Origin of the sequence: Lutibacter flavus (assembly GCF_900188355.1) — a bacterium.
Classification (GTDB): domain Bacteria; phylum Bacteroidota; class Bacteroidia; order Flavobacteriales; family Flavobacteriaceae; genus Lutibacter; species Lutibacter flavus.
In genome coordinates this window covers 42,333-56,582 of the sequence record NZ_FZNX01000005.1, presented here as the reverse complement: position 1 = coordinate 56,582, position 14,250 = coordinate 42,333, and the positions used below count along the sequence as shown (strand labels likewise).

Below are 14,250 nucleotides of genomic sequence, written 5' to 3'. Positions count from 1 at the left end.
CAGAATGACATTTTTTTTATTTAAAACAACAATAAATTATATAAACCAAAATCAATACAATAATGCTATTTTTGCACTTCAATAAAAAACTATGGATTTTTCAAAAGTGAAATTGGTTGTTACCGATATGGATGGAACGTTACTAAACTCTAAAAGTGAAGTTAGCAATCGATTTTTCGAACTATATTACCAATTAAAAAAACACAACATTCAATTTATTGCTGCAAGTGGACGACAATATTATAGCATAGTTGACAGATTTGTGGAAATAAAAGATGAAATAACCATTGTTGCCGAAAATGGTGCTTTTGCAATGCACGGAAATCAAGAATTATTTACTTCAGAATTACCTACTGAATACATCTCAAAAAGTATCAACACATTAAGAGCACTAAATAATGTTTACATTGTTTTATGCGGAAAAAATTCGGCTTATATTGAAACTAAAGATGAACAGTTTATAAATATGTTCAAAAATTATTATTCTGAATATCGACTTGTAGATGATTTATCTAAAGTTACAAATGACACCTTTTTCAAAATTGCCGCTTATCATTTTGATTGTTCAGAAACTCACATTTACCCAGCTGTAAAGCAGTTTGAAAATGATATGCAGGTAATTGTATCAGGTGAACATTGGTTAGATATTTCTCATAACAATGCCAATAAGGGTTATGCATTAAACCTGCTTCAAAATAAATTAGGTATTACCAAAGAAGAAACGATGGTATTTGGAGATTATAACAACGATTTAAAAATGTTAGCATTAGCAGACTATAGTTATGCAATGGAAAATGCACATCCTAACGTAAAAAATATTGCAAAATACCATACCAAAAGCAATGAAAACCAAGGCGTTGAACACATACTCGAACAATTGATAAATTCAAGAAATTTAATTTAAAAAGAATCTTTAAATTCTTGAATCATAATTTCAGCAGCTTTTACAGGTGAAATTTTAGCAGAAATAATGTCTTTTTCCATAACAGAAAGATGACTTTTTATATTTGCTGAACCATAAAATAGATTTTTTAATTCTTCATTAATGTTGTTATACATCCAATCTATTTGTTGATGATTTCTATTTTTTATAAAATAGCCATTCTCATCAACTAACTTTTTAAACTTTACAACTTCTTGCCAAACAGTATCAATCCCAATATTTTTTATAGCTGAAGCGGTACTCACCACAGGGCTCCAACCAGATTCAGATAGGGGAAATATATGTAATGCATTTTGGTATTGTAAACGAGCCATTTCACTCATACGGACGTTGTCACCATCGGCTTTATTTATCACCACCATATCGGCCATTTCCATAATCCCTTTTTTAATTCCTTGTAATTCATCACCAGCACCGGCAAGCATTAATAGTAAAAAGAAATCGGTCATACCGTGTACAGCGGTTTCCGACTGCCCCACTCCTACTGTTTCAATTAAAATAATATCATAGCCATTTGCTTCACAAAGCAGCATTGTTTCTCCTGTTTTGTTAGCAACACCACCTAAAGTATCACCAGAGGCAGAAGGACGAATGTAAGCTTCTTCCATATTAGCCAAATCTTCCATTCTGGTTTTATCTCCTAAAATACTTCCTTTAGACCGTTGGCTGCTTGGATCAATTGATAAAATGGCAACACGTTTTCCTTGATTAATTAAATGTTTTCCAAATGATTCTATAAACGTACTCTTACCAACTCCTGGAACTCCTGTAATTCCAATTCTAATTGAGTTCCCTGAATAAGGTAAAATTTCTTGAATTATTTCTTTGGCAAGTATTTTGTCACTTCCTAAATTACTTTCAATTATAGTAATAGCACGTGATAAAAGCACTCTATCTCCTTTTAAAACTCCATTAATATATTCTTTGGCAGTTAACCTTCCTTTTGGCTTGTAATTCTTCATTATGACTTGCTAATACATTTCAAATTCTCACCAAAGATAAGAATATTCAGAAAAAAGGCTCCTGCCTAAGAACCATTTTATTCATTAGATATGGTAAAAATAAAATTCATTCTTAAAAGCAATAAAGCATCCTAAAAATCTTTTTTTCGAAGTTTGAAATTCATTCTAACTATTGGAATTAATACCCAAAAAACCAGAATTAACATTGAAAGTACCATTCCTAAATTTGTTCCAAAAAATTTGCGAAATACCGCTCCTGTATATCCCAATAAAGCTGATATATCTAACTTTAACAAAATTAAAATTCGTGATAAATCAATTGGATTAAACATTGTAGCCACTAAAGAAAATTTATCTAATGGATACTCATTAAACATAACCAAAGAAATAAGAAAAATACCATCATAAATAACAGCTAAAAAAAGCCACATTAATATAGCATATCCAAAGCCTTTAATTTTGTTTTCGGTAGAAAGTGCAATATTATATGAAAGTGCAACAAAAATAAAATTCAAGAAAGAACCAACTACCAATAATAAACTAAAATTAAAAATTGCTGTAGATTTGAACAATCCATATAAAACAAATGGTATTCCTAAACCTAAAACTAAACTTAATGTTAATGAAATTGAAATACCAAGGTATTGCCCCATAAATATTTTACTTCTATTTATAGGCTGAGCCAACAACAATTCGGTAAATTCTTTGGAATTATAATAATACATAACTCCAAATATGGTTCCAATTAACGGCGTTAAAACTATAATAATATTCATTAAAGTAATTACTGCTTTATTCACATCATTATTTAAAAACAACAATACAAATCCAAGCAATAAATAGAATAGAAAATACACATAACTCCAACGACTACGCATTAAATCGTAAAAACTATATTTTAATATTTTAAGCATATTGTTTCGATATTAAATTAGCAATTGCATGTTCTAAATCGTTGTTATTTGTTTGTTTTTTAAGCTCGCCTATAGTTCCTTTAAAGTATATTTTACCATCTAAAATAAATACAATTTCATCGGCAACTTCATTTACAAAACTCATAATATGAGTGGTAATTAAAATAGTTTTTCCTTTTGCTTTTTCCTTTTGAATTAATTCTTTTAAATGAATTAATGAAATAGGATCTAAACCTGTGGTTGGCTCATCAAGAATAATTAAATTACTATCAAACATAAAGGTTAGAACTAAATTTACTTTTTGCTTTGTACCTCCCGATAAGTTTCCCAGTTTTTTATTTAAAGAATCATTCAAACCAAATAAATCAATCAACTCCTGTTCATTAGATTCCTTTGGTCTTAAGTTTTTAACCATTTGAATTAATTCCAGTACTGATAAATTGGGTGGAAAATTAGCAATTTGTGGTAAATAATTTAATTCATTTCTATAGTTCCATTTTTTTAAAACACTTTTATCATTATAAAAAATGTCGCCTTTTTGGGGAATTACCATTCCTAATAAACATTTTATTAAGGTTGTTTTACCCGAACCGTTAGGTCCAAGAACAGCAAAGATTCCTCCTTTTTTTATGTTTAAATCTAGGCCGTCTAAAACCACCAATTTCCCAAAACGTTTGTGTAAATTTTTAAATTGAATCATTTATTCTTTTCATTTTAGGGTTTTCATCCAACAAATCATCTGGCGTAAATACAGGTGATACTTTTTCTGAAAAATTAATAATATCCACAAATAAACTTCTTAATAAAACTAATGCCTCAGGGGTTTGATTTACAATGTATGAAAATAGCTTTACAGGTCGATAAGGGATATCTCCAATTCCATTCTTGTCCAAATCATAACCCGTATATTCGCTCCAATAATTATTATCAAACTTATTATCATTCAGCTTAGAATTGTATGCTAAATCCAAAGAATTATGCATAAAATCGTTATTTGTGAAAATGTTAGCATAGCAAGCGCCTGCAATTTTAATTGCCCAGCCATTGCGTAAAAAAGAGTTATTTTTATAATTAATTCTGGTACATCCTTCTCCGTTAATACCTATTGTATTTTCTTCAAATAGGTTGTTATAAATTTCGGCATCGTAAATTTCTTTCAATAACAAACCATAAGAAGCAGATCCCCAGTTTAGTCTAAATTTATTGTGATGCATACTAATATATTTGGAAAACATTACAGCAACACCTGCTCCATTATTTCTGAACTCATTATGGTGGTATTCATTTTTATTTGAAAACATAAAATGCAATCCATACCGTATATTATTAGTGCTTAAATTATTATATACAAAACTGTTTTTTACAAATTCAAAATAAATTCCGTCTCGCAACCCAAACAATTCATTGTTGTAAACTTCCATTTTATCGCCATCCCAAATATGAATGCCATTTCCAGAGCTGGCTTCACTAGCACGATTACTTGATATTTTATTATTTCGTATAATTCCTTTTTTAGATTTTTCAATTAAAATACCAAAAAAAACACTTTCAAAAGTGCAATTTTCAATAATAAAATTTTGTGCTTTTACAACTTTTATAGCCGCATAATCAACAGTGTAACTAGAACCGACATTAATAATTTTTACATTTTTAATTGTAAAATTATCTGCTTCAAAAGTGAAAATTCCTCCAACCCCTTCACCATCAAGTATAACGCCTTTTTCACCAATTATAACTACGGACTTACTAACGATTATGTCGTGCTCTTTATACAAGCCTGTTTTAATAAGTATTTCATCGCCCTTTTCAGCAATTTCTATAGCATCCTTTATTGATTTAATAGCACAACTTTCACAAACCTCAATTTGTTTTGCTTGAAGTACGCTAATAAAAAATAGAAAAAAAAGTAGGTTAATAAATCTCATTAATTATTGGAAAGGTGTTTTTTTTTAAAGGTTCCCATGCATAGATGTCTCCTAAATACTGTTGTTGTAATTCTAAAGCTTTCTCTAAAGTTACTACTGCCGAAAGATTCGCTCCCATTGGGCTTTTAATTCCTGTACTAATTAAATATGTTGCTGTTTTAGCATCAATCATATTTCCTGGATTTCCATAATCAGCAACTAAAATTACAGCCAAATCTTGTTCGTTTTTTTCATTTAAATCATTTACCAAACACTCAATAGCATCAAACTTAAATTGTTTACCTTTTTTAGTAACATATTGGGCAGCATGTGTTTTATCTACTATATTCATAACACAAAAACTACATTGATCTTTGCCATATTCAATAGCTTCGGGCTCAACTTTACATGAAATTGTAAGCAATATTATGACAATACCAATAAATGGTTGAAGTAGTTTAAAACTCATATTTTTGATTTTAATAGTTGTTAAATATAAGCTAAAACGAGTATATAAAAATGAACACACTCGTTTTAACCTATTATTATTTTATGCTTTTGCTTCTTTTTTTCCAACAAAAAAGGCAACTAAAGTTAATAACATTCCTACAAATAAGAAGTATGCTCCTGTTCTAGGATATGAATGTGCCGTAAAATTAAGAATGTATTTTGTACCAAAAAGCGGTGGTTGAAACCCCATTACCGAACCATCAGGATTTTTAAAATTCATAATAGCTTTTGGATCTAAATTATGGCCATAATCATATTCCCATAAATAAAAATCATACATTCCTGCAATACCTAATAAACTCATTAAAACAAACCAGACTAAAAATAGTTTATGGTTGCCAAATAGCCCAATTATAATACCTAAAGCAGCCATAATAGCAATTGCCCAAGGAAATATTTTAAACTCAGAAATCGTTTCAGGAATGTATTGCATACCTACATAATGATTCATTAAGTTGATGTTTTTAATATCGAATTCGTGTGTATCTACAAATTTATTAATATGAATATCCATTCCAAGTGGTATTGGATATTGCGGTGCTTCTAAAGTTATATTCCACAAAGGGAATACAAACAATCCTAATAATAGGAAAGAGCCTACTATCATTAACAATTTAGATTTTTTCATTATTTTTTAAGTTTAAATTCAATTTATTTTTAATACAAAAGCTGAAATTAAACCTATGGTGACGATTCGTGTAAGCAACAAGTAAATCTTTTCATTCTAACTTATTTTAAAACGGGCGAGAGTAATTAATTACCTGCCCGTTTTGATTCTCTTTAAAATCAATCTAAAAAAAGAATATTATTCTGCATCAACGGCATCACCGTCTAGCGTAAATGTTATTGGAACATTTGAGCCTTTTGCTGAAACTCTCACATAACCTTGCATTTCCTGATGTAATGCTGAACAGAAATCGGTACAATAAAATGGCCAAACACCAACTTGTTTAGGCTCCCAAACAAATGTTTCAGTTTGCCCTGGCATAATTAATAATTCTGATGTATTCGCTCCAATCATAGAAACACCATGAGGAACATCATAATCTTGTTCTAAATTAGTAACGTGGAAATATACTTTGTCTCCTACCTGAACACCTTCAATGTTATCTGGAGCAAAATGTGAACGAATCATTGTCATATAAATATGAACTTCATTTCCATCTCTTACAACTTTTGCATCAGCTTCACTTGTTATTGCATACTCGTGTTTGTTATCTTCTAATTTGAAGAATTTTTTTGATTTAGGTTTCAACAAATCAGCAGGACAACCGGCAGCATAATGAGGCTCTCCAATTGTTGGAAAATCTAACAATAATTCCATTTTTTCACCTGTAATATCATACAATTGCGCTGACTGTGTTACTTCAGGACCTGTTGGTAAATAACGGTCTTTTGTAATTTTGTTCATTGCCAATACATATTTTCCAAATGGTTTTCTTGAATTCCCTCCAGGAATCATTAAGTGACCAACAGAATAATATGTTGGTTTTCTATCAATAACTTCCCAAGTTCCTAATTTCCATTTTACAACTTCTGAAGAAATGAAGAATGTAGTATATGCATTTCCTTTTCCATCAAATTCAGTATGTAATGGTCCTAATCCTGGTTGTTTTACTGCACCTGCCAATGTAGCTTCGTAACTTAAAATTGGAATACCATAGGCATCACCGTCAAAATCTTTATTTTCGATGGCTTTTAACATTTTACTAAATGAATGAATTGTCAATTCAGCAGCTAATTTACCACTACCAACAATATATTCACCTGAAGGATCAACATCACAACCGTGAGGTGATTTAGGTGTAGGCATAAAATAAATTGCACCAGGAACATCAGAAGGGTCAACTACTAATACTTCTTTTTTCATTGTAGAAGTTGCAGTATGAGTATCTTCATCATAAACATTGTGTGCATAATTTGCAGGCATTTTTTTACCTCCACCATTATTCACATACTCTTCAATTTTTTTCCAATTAATTGCTGCAATAAAATCTTTATCGTTTTGTGAAGCATTCACCTCTAATAAAGAATTTGCTTCTTCTGTATTATATGTTGTAAAGAAGAACCATCCGTGAGAATCACCTCTACCAGGGTGGGATAAATCATAATCAAAACCAGGCATTCTTATTTGGAATTTTATATCCATATGCCCGTGTTCCGGATCTATAGAAATGAAAGATAAAGCTCCTTTAAAGTTTCCTTTGTACTCATCAATAGGCATATCTTGTTGAGGGAATGGTACAGAAAAACGTGTACCAGCAACAACATATTCACTGTTCTCAGTAACATAAGATGAACTGTGATTTCCTGCAGAATTTGGAATTTCAATAATTTCTGTAGTTTCAAAAGTTGTTAAATCAATTTTTGCAATACGAGGTGTATTGTTACCATTAATAAATACCCAACGACCATCAATTTCACCGTTTGTTTGTGAAATATCTGGGTGATGTGAATCATCCCAAGGAATAAACCCATGAGACGTGTTTAACATTGGCTTCGTTTCTTCATTAAAACCATATGCTTTTTCTGCATCTACAGAAAAAACAGGAATTACTTTAAATAAACGTCCTGATGGAAGACCATAAACGGCTAATTGCCCGCTAAACCCTCCTGATACAAATGCATAAAATTCATCGTGTTCACCTGGAGCTACATAAACTTTCTCAGCTGCACTGCTTGACAGTGCTCCCTGAGACCCTTTTTTAGAGCCTCCATTTCCACAACTACTTAGTACCAATGATACTACTGTAATTGCTAATAAAGATTTAAAAATTGTTTTCATACTATATTTGTTTGTTTGATTATTTGTGTTCAATTACTTAGATGGTACTGTTCTAAAATATTCCAATATTAACCGAGCCTCATTTTCGGTTAAGTTTTGATTTGCCATAGGCGATAAGTACTCTGCTAATAATTTTTTAGCTAATGGGTTTTTGGCCACCATTTCTTCAGGATTTAAAATCATGTTCATAATCCATTCTGGAGTGCGCCTTTCAGTAACTCCTGCCAATCCAGGCCCAACAAAACGTTTGCTCATTTTATGACAAGCTGAACATTTGGTCTTAAAAACTTCTTTACCTTCAGCAGCCATCACTTCATCAACTTCACTCAGAGCGATACTTGTTATTGGCCCAATTCCTTTGTCTTTCATTGGATCAACTTCAACAACTTTTTTCGCTATTACTTGAGTTTCTGAAACTTCCTTAGCTTTTTTACTTTCACCTTCGCAACTTGATAAAAATGCGACAGCTATAATTAGGGTTAACACTTTTAATTTCATTATTTTTTTATTTTTTTATAATTTACTTTGGTTATTTTATGCTTCTGGCACTAATACATTATCAATTACATGTATCCATCCATTGCTTACTTTAACTGTTTTTAATATTTTTGTTCCACCTACATAAAGTCCATCTTCTTTTTCTTCAACAACTAAATATTTACCCGAAGCCATGTATAATTTACGTCCTTTTTTAGCCTCTTTTTTAAGTTGAGTATCAGGGTAATTTGCAGGCGCTACATGGTTTACTAATATAAAAGCCAATTTAGCTTTGTTTTCAGGCAACAATAAACTTGTTACAGTTCCTTCAGGAAGTTTGTCAAAAGCTGCATTTACCGGAGCAAAAATGGTTAATGGCCCCACATTTACAACTGCGTCTTCAACACCAGCTGCTTCTATAGCTGCTACCAAAGTTGAAAAATCGGCAATGGATTTAGCAACTTGTAATGCATTTGCAGCAGAAACATCATCTATTACACCTGATTGTCCTTGAGTCTCAGGCTTAATTTCGGTTTGTTTTTCACTAACTTCTTGTTTTTTCTCTCCATTACCACAAGAGGTAATGAAAAACCCTATTACTATTAAAAGCGAGAAAATTAAATTGTTTTTTTTCATAATTAAACTATTAATGTTTGTTAATAAACCTTAGCAAATGTACTATTGCACAATTACTTATAATATGACAAATGTCAGTATGTGGATAATAAGACTTTTTTATCTTTTTTTATCTTGTAACAAAAGTAGCAATTCTTATTTAAAAACAAAAACTAATTTTGCAGTAAAATTGAACACACTATTTAAGCGTAAGGTTTTTAAATTTAGAACGTCAAAATATCTTTATTAAAACAACTAAAAATGAGTAATACTTTAATTCAAAACAGTATAAAAAAAGGAGTAGGCTATTCAACCTACAGGACATTAATTAAAGGCCTCTTAGTTGAAGGAAAATCAACAGGGATTGAGCAAAGTGAATCACTTTTTAATTTTAGCAAGCTAAATGATAAAAGAATGGATCGATTGGACAAAACGTTGAAAATTTCTGAAGAGACTCAAAATTCATTAAATCAATTAAAAGACGGTTATACTTTTTTGGTAATTGCTGAAGGTTGGTGTGGAGATGCAGCTCAAATTTTACCAGTAATTAATAAAATTGCCGAAGCTTCTATTAAAATTGATTTAAAAATTGTTTGTAGAGATGAAAACGATGCGTTAATGAATGAATATTTAACCAATGGAAGTAAATCTATCCCTAAAATTATTATTGTTGACAAAGAAAATAACGTAATTAATTCCTGGGGACCAAGACCTTCAATTGCAACAAGAATGGTTCTAGATTACAAAGAAAAAAATGGTGTTATTGATGCCGAATTTAAAAAAGATTTACAAATTTGGTATAATAAAGATAAAGGAAACAGCACCCAAGAAGATATCTTAAATTTACTAAAAGCTTCCTAATTTTGTTTAGCAAATTTGGATACCTTTGTGCCCTAACTTATTATAATGATAGTAGATTTTAATAAAATTCCAAATTGGGGTAAATTATGGGTATTTCCTTCAAGTAGAAAATTTTATCCTCAAGAAATTTCTGAATTGAAGGAAGAGATTGAAACGTTTTTGAATAATTGGACACATAAGAGCCAAAGTTTAAATTGTGCTTATCAATTAAAATATGATCGATTTATTATTATTACTGTTGATGATTCTGAAATAAGTTTAAGTTTAGAAGCACATGACAACTTAGTTGCCTTCATTCAAAATTTAGAAAAAAAGTTAGAAGTTATTTTATTAGATAAAATTAATGTTTGCTACAAACAAGGTGAATTTGTGCAATACAAAGATTTAAAAGAATTTAAACAGCTAATGAAAAACAAGGGTGTTTCTCAAAAAACAATTGTTTTTGATAATATGATTACTACCAAAGCAGCGTTAGAACAAGATTGGGAAATAAATATAATGGATAGTTGGCTGGGTAGGTTTTTATAAAAAAATCATACCAAAACCAACAGAAAAACTATTCAATCTTCCATTTTCAAAATCGGCAATTTTCTTTTGTTGAAAATCTAAATTTAGAATAAAACTATGTTGTTTTTCTGTTGAAATGTGATAACCTGCTCCAATTTTGTAATACTTTCCTTTTTCAAAAGCTTTTCCAATTTTTAATAATTTTCCAATTCCTGCACCAACATACAATTTATCATAGTCAACTTGCACTAAAGTAAATTTTGCATCTAAAAAATATGGAATTGCCAAAACATTAAGATCAGGATGCCAGTCGAAACCTAAATTAATACCAGTAGAAATAAAATTATTTAGTTTAATATCCAATCCATTCCTAAGAATTATTGCTCTGGGAACTATTAAAGACCAATCAACTTCGTTAGTATATTCGTCATATTCCCCAAAATGATCGTTTGTTGTAAAAGTTGTATTTACAGTAAAATTATAGTTTACATCTCTTTGAGAAAAAGCAACTAAACTATTTAAAAATAAGAATCCAAGTATAAATTTATTCATAAAACTTATTGCCTAAATATTAGCAATAAACTCATCAATAGTTATACCATCTTCAACTTTAAACGCTCCAATTTTTGTTCTTCTTAATTCCGATAAGTGGCCACCAGAGTTTAATGCTTTACCAAAGTCATTTGCAAGTGAACGAATGTAAGTTCCTTTACTACAAACAACTCTAAAATTAACTTTAGGCAAATTAATATTAGTAATTTCAAATGCTGAAATTGTAATTTTCCTCGATTTAATTTCAGTCGTCTCCCCAGCTCTGGCAATATCATAAAGCCGAACTCCATCTTTTTTTAAAGCTGAAAAAATTGGCGGAACCTGATCAATTTCTCCAATAAACTGTTTTGTTGTTTCGTGAATTAACGCTTCGGTTATATGATTTGTTGGAAAGGTTTCATTTATTTCAGTTTCCAAATCAAAACTTGGAGTCGTAGCTCCCAAAGTAATTTCGCCCGTATATTCTTTTATTTGCCCTTGATATTCATCAATTTTTTTTGTGAATTTTCCAGTGCAAATTATTAACAAACCAGTCGCCAATGGATCTAAAGTACCTGCGTGACCAACTTTAATTTTTTTAATTTTAAATTGCTGTCTAATATGCCAACGTAACTTATTTACAACTTGAAAAGAAGTCCAGTTTAATGGCTTATCTATTAATAAAATCTGTCCGTTTGTATAATCTTCTAAAGTCATTAATTATTTATTAAAGTAACACCAATTGCAATTACACCAACAATAAAGCAATACAAAGCAAAATATGAAAGCTTGCTTTTTTTAACGATTGCAATCATCCATTTACAAGCAAATAATCCTGAAATAAATGCGGCAATAAAGCCAACAATTAATACACCTACTTTATGCCCTTCAAAACTAATTGATCCTGCTAAAACATCTTTTCCAATTTTTCCAAAAATTAGTGGAACCACCATTAAAAATGAAAATCTAGCTGCTTTTGTTTTATCAATCCCCAGCAAAACCGCCGAGGATATTGTTGCTCCAGATCTAGAAATACCAGGCAATATTGCTAAAGCTTGTGAAATACCAACAACCATAGCATTAAAAAAAGTAACATCTTTTGAAGTATCTTTAGCTTTATCCGCAAATAATAAAAGTAATGCAGTAATAATTAGCATAAAACCAACAAGTAAAATTTTACCTCCAAAAAATTGCTCAAATTCTTTTTCAAAAAAAAGTCCAGCAATTACCGCTGGTACCATTGACAAAATTATTTTTAAAGAAAATTGCAATTCTTCGTTCCATTTAAATTGAAACAATCCTTTTATAATTTGAAATACTTCATTTCTAAAAACGACCAAAGTGCTAAGTGCAGTTGCAAAATGCAGCACCACTGTAACCGTTAAACTTTCACTAGGTAAAGATTGATCTCCTAAAATTGCTTTTGCAATTTCTAAATGTCCACTAGATGAAACTGGTAAAAACTCTGTTAATCCCTGAATAATCCCTAAGATTAATGCTTCAAAATAATTCATGTTATTTTTTAGATTTCACGATAATAGCGTAAATCTCAACTGCTAATCCAATAAGAACTAAAGTAGGTGCTAAACGAATTCTTCTAAAATTATAAATATCCTCATTAAATATTGCTGGATCATCACTTCCGCCTCCTGCCATTAAGATAAAGCCCAATGCTATAATTGCTATTCCAATTAACATTATTGTATAATTCTTTTTACCAAAAAGGAATTCGCTCTTATTTTCTTCTTTTTTCTTATTCATTATTTTAATAATAAAGTTCGTCTGTTCTTAAATTTAAAAAACGTTGTGTAGCAAAAAACGTACTAATCCAAGAAATTAGTATTCCCATTGTAATAATAAATGCAAATAATAAAGCGAGTACTTTATAATCGGCTAATAATTCAATTTCTGGAACCATTTTATTTACATAAAATATAAAAATTAATAAGCCCAAAATTGAAACTATTGCTCCTAAAACACCCAATTTAATACTTTGCAAAATAAATGGCTTTCTAATAAATCCTTTTGTTGCTCCAACCATTTGCATAGTTTTAATAGTAAACCTTTTTGAATAAACAGAAAGTCTAATTGAACTATTGATTAAAACTACTGCAATTAAGGTGAATAATGAGCTAAATAAGAGCATCCAAAAGCTAATGCGGCTGATATTTTTTGTAAGTAATTCTATTAAAGGTTTGTCATAAACAACTTCAGCAACAATACTTCTATTTAATAGTTGCTTTTCAATTTCAGCCATTTTTTCGGGTGTTACAAACTCCGATTTTAAACTTACGTCAATGGCATTTTTTAATGGATTATCACCTAAAAAGTCTACAAACTCTTCTCCTATTTCTTCTGAATATTTTTCAGCAGCTTCTTTTTTTGAAACATACGTTACTTCTTTTGAATACTCAGCCTTTTTTAATTCAGCTTGCAAAATTTCTACATCATTTGATTTTGCCTTGTCAGTTAAAAAAATTGTTAGTGCAACTTTTTCTTTGAAATGCTTTGTAATACTGTTGGTTTTCAATAAAATAAGACCTAAAAAACCAACTAAAAACAACACCAAAGCAATACTTATTATCACTGAAAAGTAGGACGATCGTAATCTTCTTTTCTGATATTTTTCAAATGAATTATTCAAAAGTATTTTTTATTAATTAGATTGCAATATACAAATTGTTGATGAATGGTTTTATGGATTAATTACAAAACTAGCGTTGTTTCTTCTTAAACAATAAAAGAAAGGATTGCACTCCATAAATTAGAACAATGGCAATTGGAAAAATCAATAAAAAGAATGTGAAATTCCAAAATAATGTAGCCGCTTTTTCTCCTCCTCTAAACATTTCACTATTTGAAAAATTATAGGCCCAATTATTTGCCAAAAAATATCCAATAAACCCCCAAAAACAAGCTATAATAATACAAATTTTAAAAATTATTCTATAATAATTGAAAACTTTAATAATTGAATTTCTTTTAATAATAAAATAAATTATAATTTGAAATGCAATTAATCCTAACCAGGTAATTACAGTTCCAAAAGGCATTCCTATTACCTCTATAAATGGTTTAGTTAATATAACTGAGCCCGAAAAAATAAAATAACTTGCTCCAAAAAAAATAATTAAGGAGTTTATTAAAAATAAGTTGCGTTGCATAATTTCATTATTTTAATAAATAGCATCTCAAATTTAAAAAATAATGCTTGAAATAATCTGTTTAAATTATTAATTGG

The 14,250-nt window shown here is 29.8% G+C and carries 18 protein-coding genes; 3 read left to right on the top strand and 15 right to left on the bottom strand.

Translation table 11 applies throughout. The features are described 5' to 3' along the window. The first annotated feature begins 91 nt into the window (after nt 1–91). Nucleotides 92–904 carry a Cof-type HAD-IIB family hydrolase gene (locus CHB63_RS13470; protein ID WP_089379014.1) on the top strand — a complete coding sequence of 271 codons (813 nt, stop codon included), beginning with the start codon at nt 92–94 and terminating at the stop codon, nt 902–904. On the opposite strand, the gene meaB is transcribed toward CHB63_RS13470, so the two are convergent. The 9 genes from meaB to CHB63_RS13425 all read right to left on the bottom strand — a co-directional run bounded on the left by meaB (nt 901) and on the right by CHB63_RS13425 (nt 9,131). Beyond that, complete coding sequence (gene meaB, locus CHB63_RS13465) at nt 901–1,905, bottom strand: methylmalonyl Co-A mutase-associated GTPase MeaB (RefSeq protein ID WP_089379013.1); 1,005 nt, start codon at nt 1,903–1,905, stop codon at nt 901–903. The genes CHB63_RS13470 and meaB overlap by 4 nt on opposite strands. A 131-nt stretch (nt 1,906–2,036) precedes the next feature. Continuing rightward, nucleotides 2,037–2,819, bottom strand: coding sequence for an ABC transporter permease (locus tag CHB63_RS13460; RefSeq protein WP_089379012.1), 783 nt, complete (start codon nt 2,817–2,819; stop codon nt 2,037–2,039). Beyond that, nucleotides 2,812–3,519 (bottom strand): ABC transporter ATP-binding protein, encoded by a 708-nt coding sequence (locus CHB63_RS13455; protein ID WP_089379011.1) that lies wholly within the window; start codon nt 3,517–3,519, stop codon nt 2,812–2,814. Before CHB63_RS13455 ends, CHB63_RS13460 begins: the two co-directional genes overlap by 8 nt. Continuing rightward, entirely contained in the window at nt 3,506–4,744 is a 1,239-nt protein-coding gene (nosD, locus tag CHB63_RS13450) for a nitrous oxide reductase family maturation protein NosD (protein WP_089379010.1), read from the bottom strand. Before nosD ends, CHB63_RS13455 begins: the two co-directional genes overlap by 14 nt. Beyond that, the gene (locus tag CHB63_RS13445) at nt 4,731–5,192 is read right to left on the bottom strand and encodes a nitrous oxide reductase accessory protein NosL (protein WP_089379009.1); all 462 of its coding nucleotides are present in this window, start codon (nt 5,190–5,192) and stop codon (nt 4,731–4,733) included. The genes nosD and CHB63_RS13445 overlap by 14 nt, the downstream gene beginning before the upstream one ends. An 81-nt stretch (nt 5,193–5,273) precedes the next feature. Continuing rightward, a complete protein-coding gene (locus CHB63_RS13440) occupies nt 5,274–5,861 on the bottom strand; it encodes a hypothetical protein (protein ID WP_089379008.1) in 588 nt (195 codons plus the stop codon). A 177-nt stretch (nt 5,862–6,038) separates the two neighbouring features. Further along, a complete protein-coding gene (gene nosZ / locus CHB63_RS13435) occupies nt 6,039–8,018 on the bottom strand; it encodes a Sec-dependent nitrous-oxide reductase (RefSeq protein ID WP_089379007.1) in 1,980 nt (659 codons plus the stop codon). 33 nt (nt 8,019–8,051) lie between these two features. Then, entirely contained in the window at nt 8,052–8,516 is a 465-nt protein-coding gene (locus CHB63_RS13430; RefSeq protein ID WP_089379006.1) for a c-type cytochrome, read from the bottom strand. Between the two features lie 36 nt (nt 8,517–8,552). After that, nucleotides 8,553–9,131: a fasciclin domain-containing protein gene (locus CHB63_RS13425; RefSeq protein ID WP_089379005.1), complete on the bottom strand. Its 579-nt coding sequence runs from the start codon at nt 9,129–9,131 to the stop codon at nt 8,553–8,555. Between the two features lie 240 nt (nt 9,132–9,371). Between CHB63_RS13425 and CHB63_RS13420 the strand changes: the two genes are divergently transcribed. Continuing rightward, nucleotides 9,372–9,971: a thioredoxin family protein gene (locus CHB63_RS13420; protein WP_089379004.1), complete on the top strand. Its 600-nt coding sequence runs from the start codon at nt 9,372–9,374 to the stop codon at nt 9,969–9,971. A gap of 45 nt (nt 9,972–10,016) precedes the next feature. Continuing rightward, nucleotides 10,017–10,499, top strand: a complete 483-nt coding sequence (locus tag CHB63_RS13415; RefSeq protein ID WP_089379003.1) for an ABC transporter ATPase — start codon at nt 10,017–10,019, stop codon at nt 10,497–10,499. Here the strand turns inward: CHB63_RS13415 and CHB63_RS13410 are convergent. The 6 genes from CHB63_RS13410 to CHB63_RS13385 form a co-directional block, all read right to left on the bottom strand. After that, nucleotides 10,494–11,030 (bottom strand): hypothetical protein, encoded by a 537-nt coding sequence (locus CHB63_RS13410; protein ID WP_089379002.1) that lies wholly within the window; start codon nt 11,028–11,030, stop codon nt 10,494–10,496. The two genes, CHB63_RS13415 and CHB63_RS13410, sit on opposite strands and share 6 nt — an antisense overlap. 12 nt (nt 11,031–11,042) lie before the next feature. Beyond that, nucleotides 11,043–11,726 (bottom strand): tRNA pseudouridine(55) synthase TruB, encoded by a 684-nt coding sequence (truB, locus tag CHB63_RS13405; RefSeq protein WP_089379001.1) that lies wholly within the window; start codon nt 11,724–11,726, stop codon nt 11,043–11,045. Beyond that, nucleotides 11,726–12,523: an undecaprenyl-diphosphate phosphatase gene (locus tag CHB63_RS13400; protein WP_089379000.1), complete on the bottom strand. Its 798-nt coding sequence runs from the start codon at nt 12,521–12,523 to the stop codon at nt 11,726–11,728. The genes truB and CHB63_RS13400 overlap by 1 nt, the downstream gene beginning before the upstream one ends. A gap of 1 nt (nt 12,524) precedes the next feature. Then, entirely contained in the window at nt 12,525–12,770 is a 246-nt protein-coding gene (locus CHB63_RS13395; RefSeq protein ID WP_089378999.1) for a DUF3098 domain-containing protein, read from the bottom strand. A gap of 4 nt (nt 12,771–12,774) precedes the next feature. Then, complete coding sequence (locus tag CHB63_RS13390; protein WP_089378998.1) at nt 12,775–13,653, bottom strand: cell division protein FtsX; 879 nt, start codon at nt 13,651–13,653, stop codon at nt 12,775–12,777. A 70-nt stretch (nt 13,654–13,723) separates the two neighbouring features. After that, nucleotides 13,724–14,173, bottom strand: coding sequence for a hypothetical protein (locus CHB63_RS13385; RefSeq protein ID WP_089378997.1), 450 nt, complete (start codon nt 14,171–14,173; stop codon nt 13,724–13,726). Nucleotides 14,174–14,250: the final 77 nt, after the last annotated feature.

Excerpts from the sequence above, each read along its gene's own strand:
- CHB63_RS13410 (WP_089379002.1), bottom strand. The coding sequence starts at position 11,030 with ATGAATAAATTTATACTTGGATTCTTATTTTTAAATAGTTTAGTTGCT.
- CHB63_RS13470 (WP_089379014.1), top strand. The coding sequence starts at position 92 with ATGGATTTTTCAAAAGTGAAATTGGTTGTTACCGATATGGATGGAACG.
- CHB63_RS13385 (WP_089378997.1), bottom strand. The coding sequence starts at position 14,173 with ATGCAACGCAACTTATTTTTAATAAACTCCTTAATTATTTTTTTTGGA.
- CHB63_RS13425 (WP_089379005.1), bottom strand. The coding sequence starts at position 9,131 with ATGAAAAAAAACAATTTAATTTTCTCGCTTTTAATAGTAATAGGGTTT.
- CHB63_RS13460 (WP_089379012.1), bottom strand. The coding sequence starts at position 2,819 with ATGCTTAAAATATTAAAATATAGTTTTTACGATTTAATGCGTAGTCGT.
- meaB (WP_089379013.1), bottom strand. The coding sequence starts at position 1,905 with ATGAAGAATTACAAGCCAAAAGGAAGGTTAACTGCCAAAGAATATATT.
- CHB63_RS13455 (WP_089379011.1), bottom strand. The coding sequence starts at position 3,519 with ATGATTCAATTTAAAAATTTACACAAACGTTTTGGGAAATTGGTGGTT.
- CHB63_RS13440 (WP_089379008.1), bottom strand. The coding sequence starts at position 5,861 with ATGAAAAAATCTAAATTGTTAATGATAGTAGGCTCTTTCCTATTATTA.
- nosZ (WP_089379007.1), bottom strand. The coding sequence starts at position 8,018 with ATGAAAACAATTTTTAAATCTTTATTAGCAATTACAGTAGTATCATTG.
- CHB63_RS13395 (WP_089378999.1), bottom strand. The coding sequence starts at position 12,770 with ATGAATAAGAAAAAAGAAGAAAATAAGAGCGAATTCCTTTTTGGTAAA.
- CHB63_RS13430 (WP_089379006.1), bottom strand. The coding sequence starts at position 8,516 with ATGAAATTAAAAGTGTTAACCCTAATTATAGCTGTCGCATTTTTATCA.
- truB (WP_089379001.1), bottom strand. The coding sequence starts at position 11,726 with ATGACTTTAGAAGATTATACAAACGGACAGATTTTATTAATAGATAAG.
- CHB63_RS13445 (WP_089379009.1), bottom strand. The coding sequence starts at position 5,192 with ATGAGTTTTAAACTACTTCAACCATTTATTGGTATTGTCATAATATTG.
- CHB63_RS13415 (WP_089379003.1), top strand. The coding sequence starts at position 10,017 with ATGATAGTAGATTTTAATAAAATTCCAAATTGGGGTAAATTATGGGTA.
- nosD (WP_089379010.1), bottom strand. The coding sequence starts at position 4,744 with ATGAGATTTATTAACCTACTTTTTTTTCTATTTTTTATTAGCGTACTT.
- CHB63_RS13420 (WP_089379004.1), top strand. The coding sequence starts at position 9,372 with ATGAGTAATACTTTAATTCAAAACAGTATAAAAAAAGGAGTAGGCTAT.
- CHB63_RS13400 (WP_089379000.1), bottom strand. The coding sequence starts at position 12,523 with ATGAATTATTTTGAAGCATTAATCTTAGGGATTATTCAGGGATTAACA.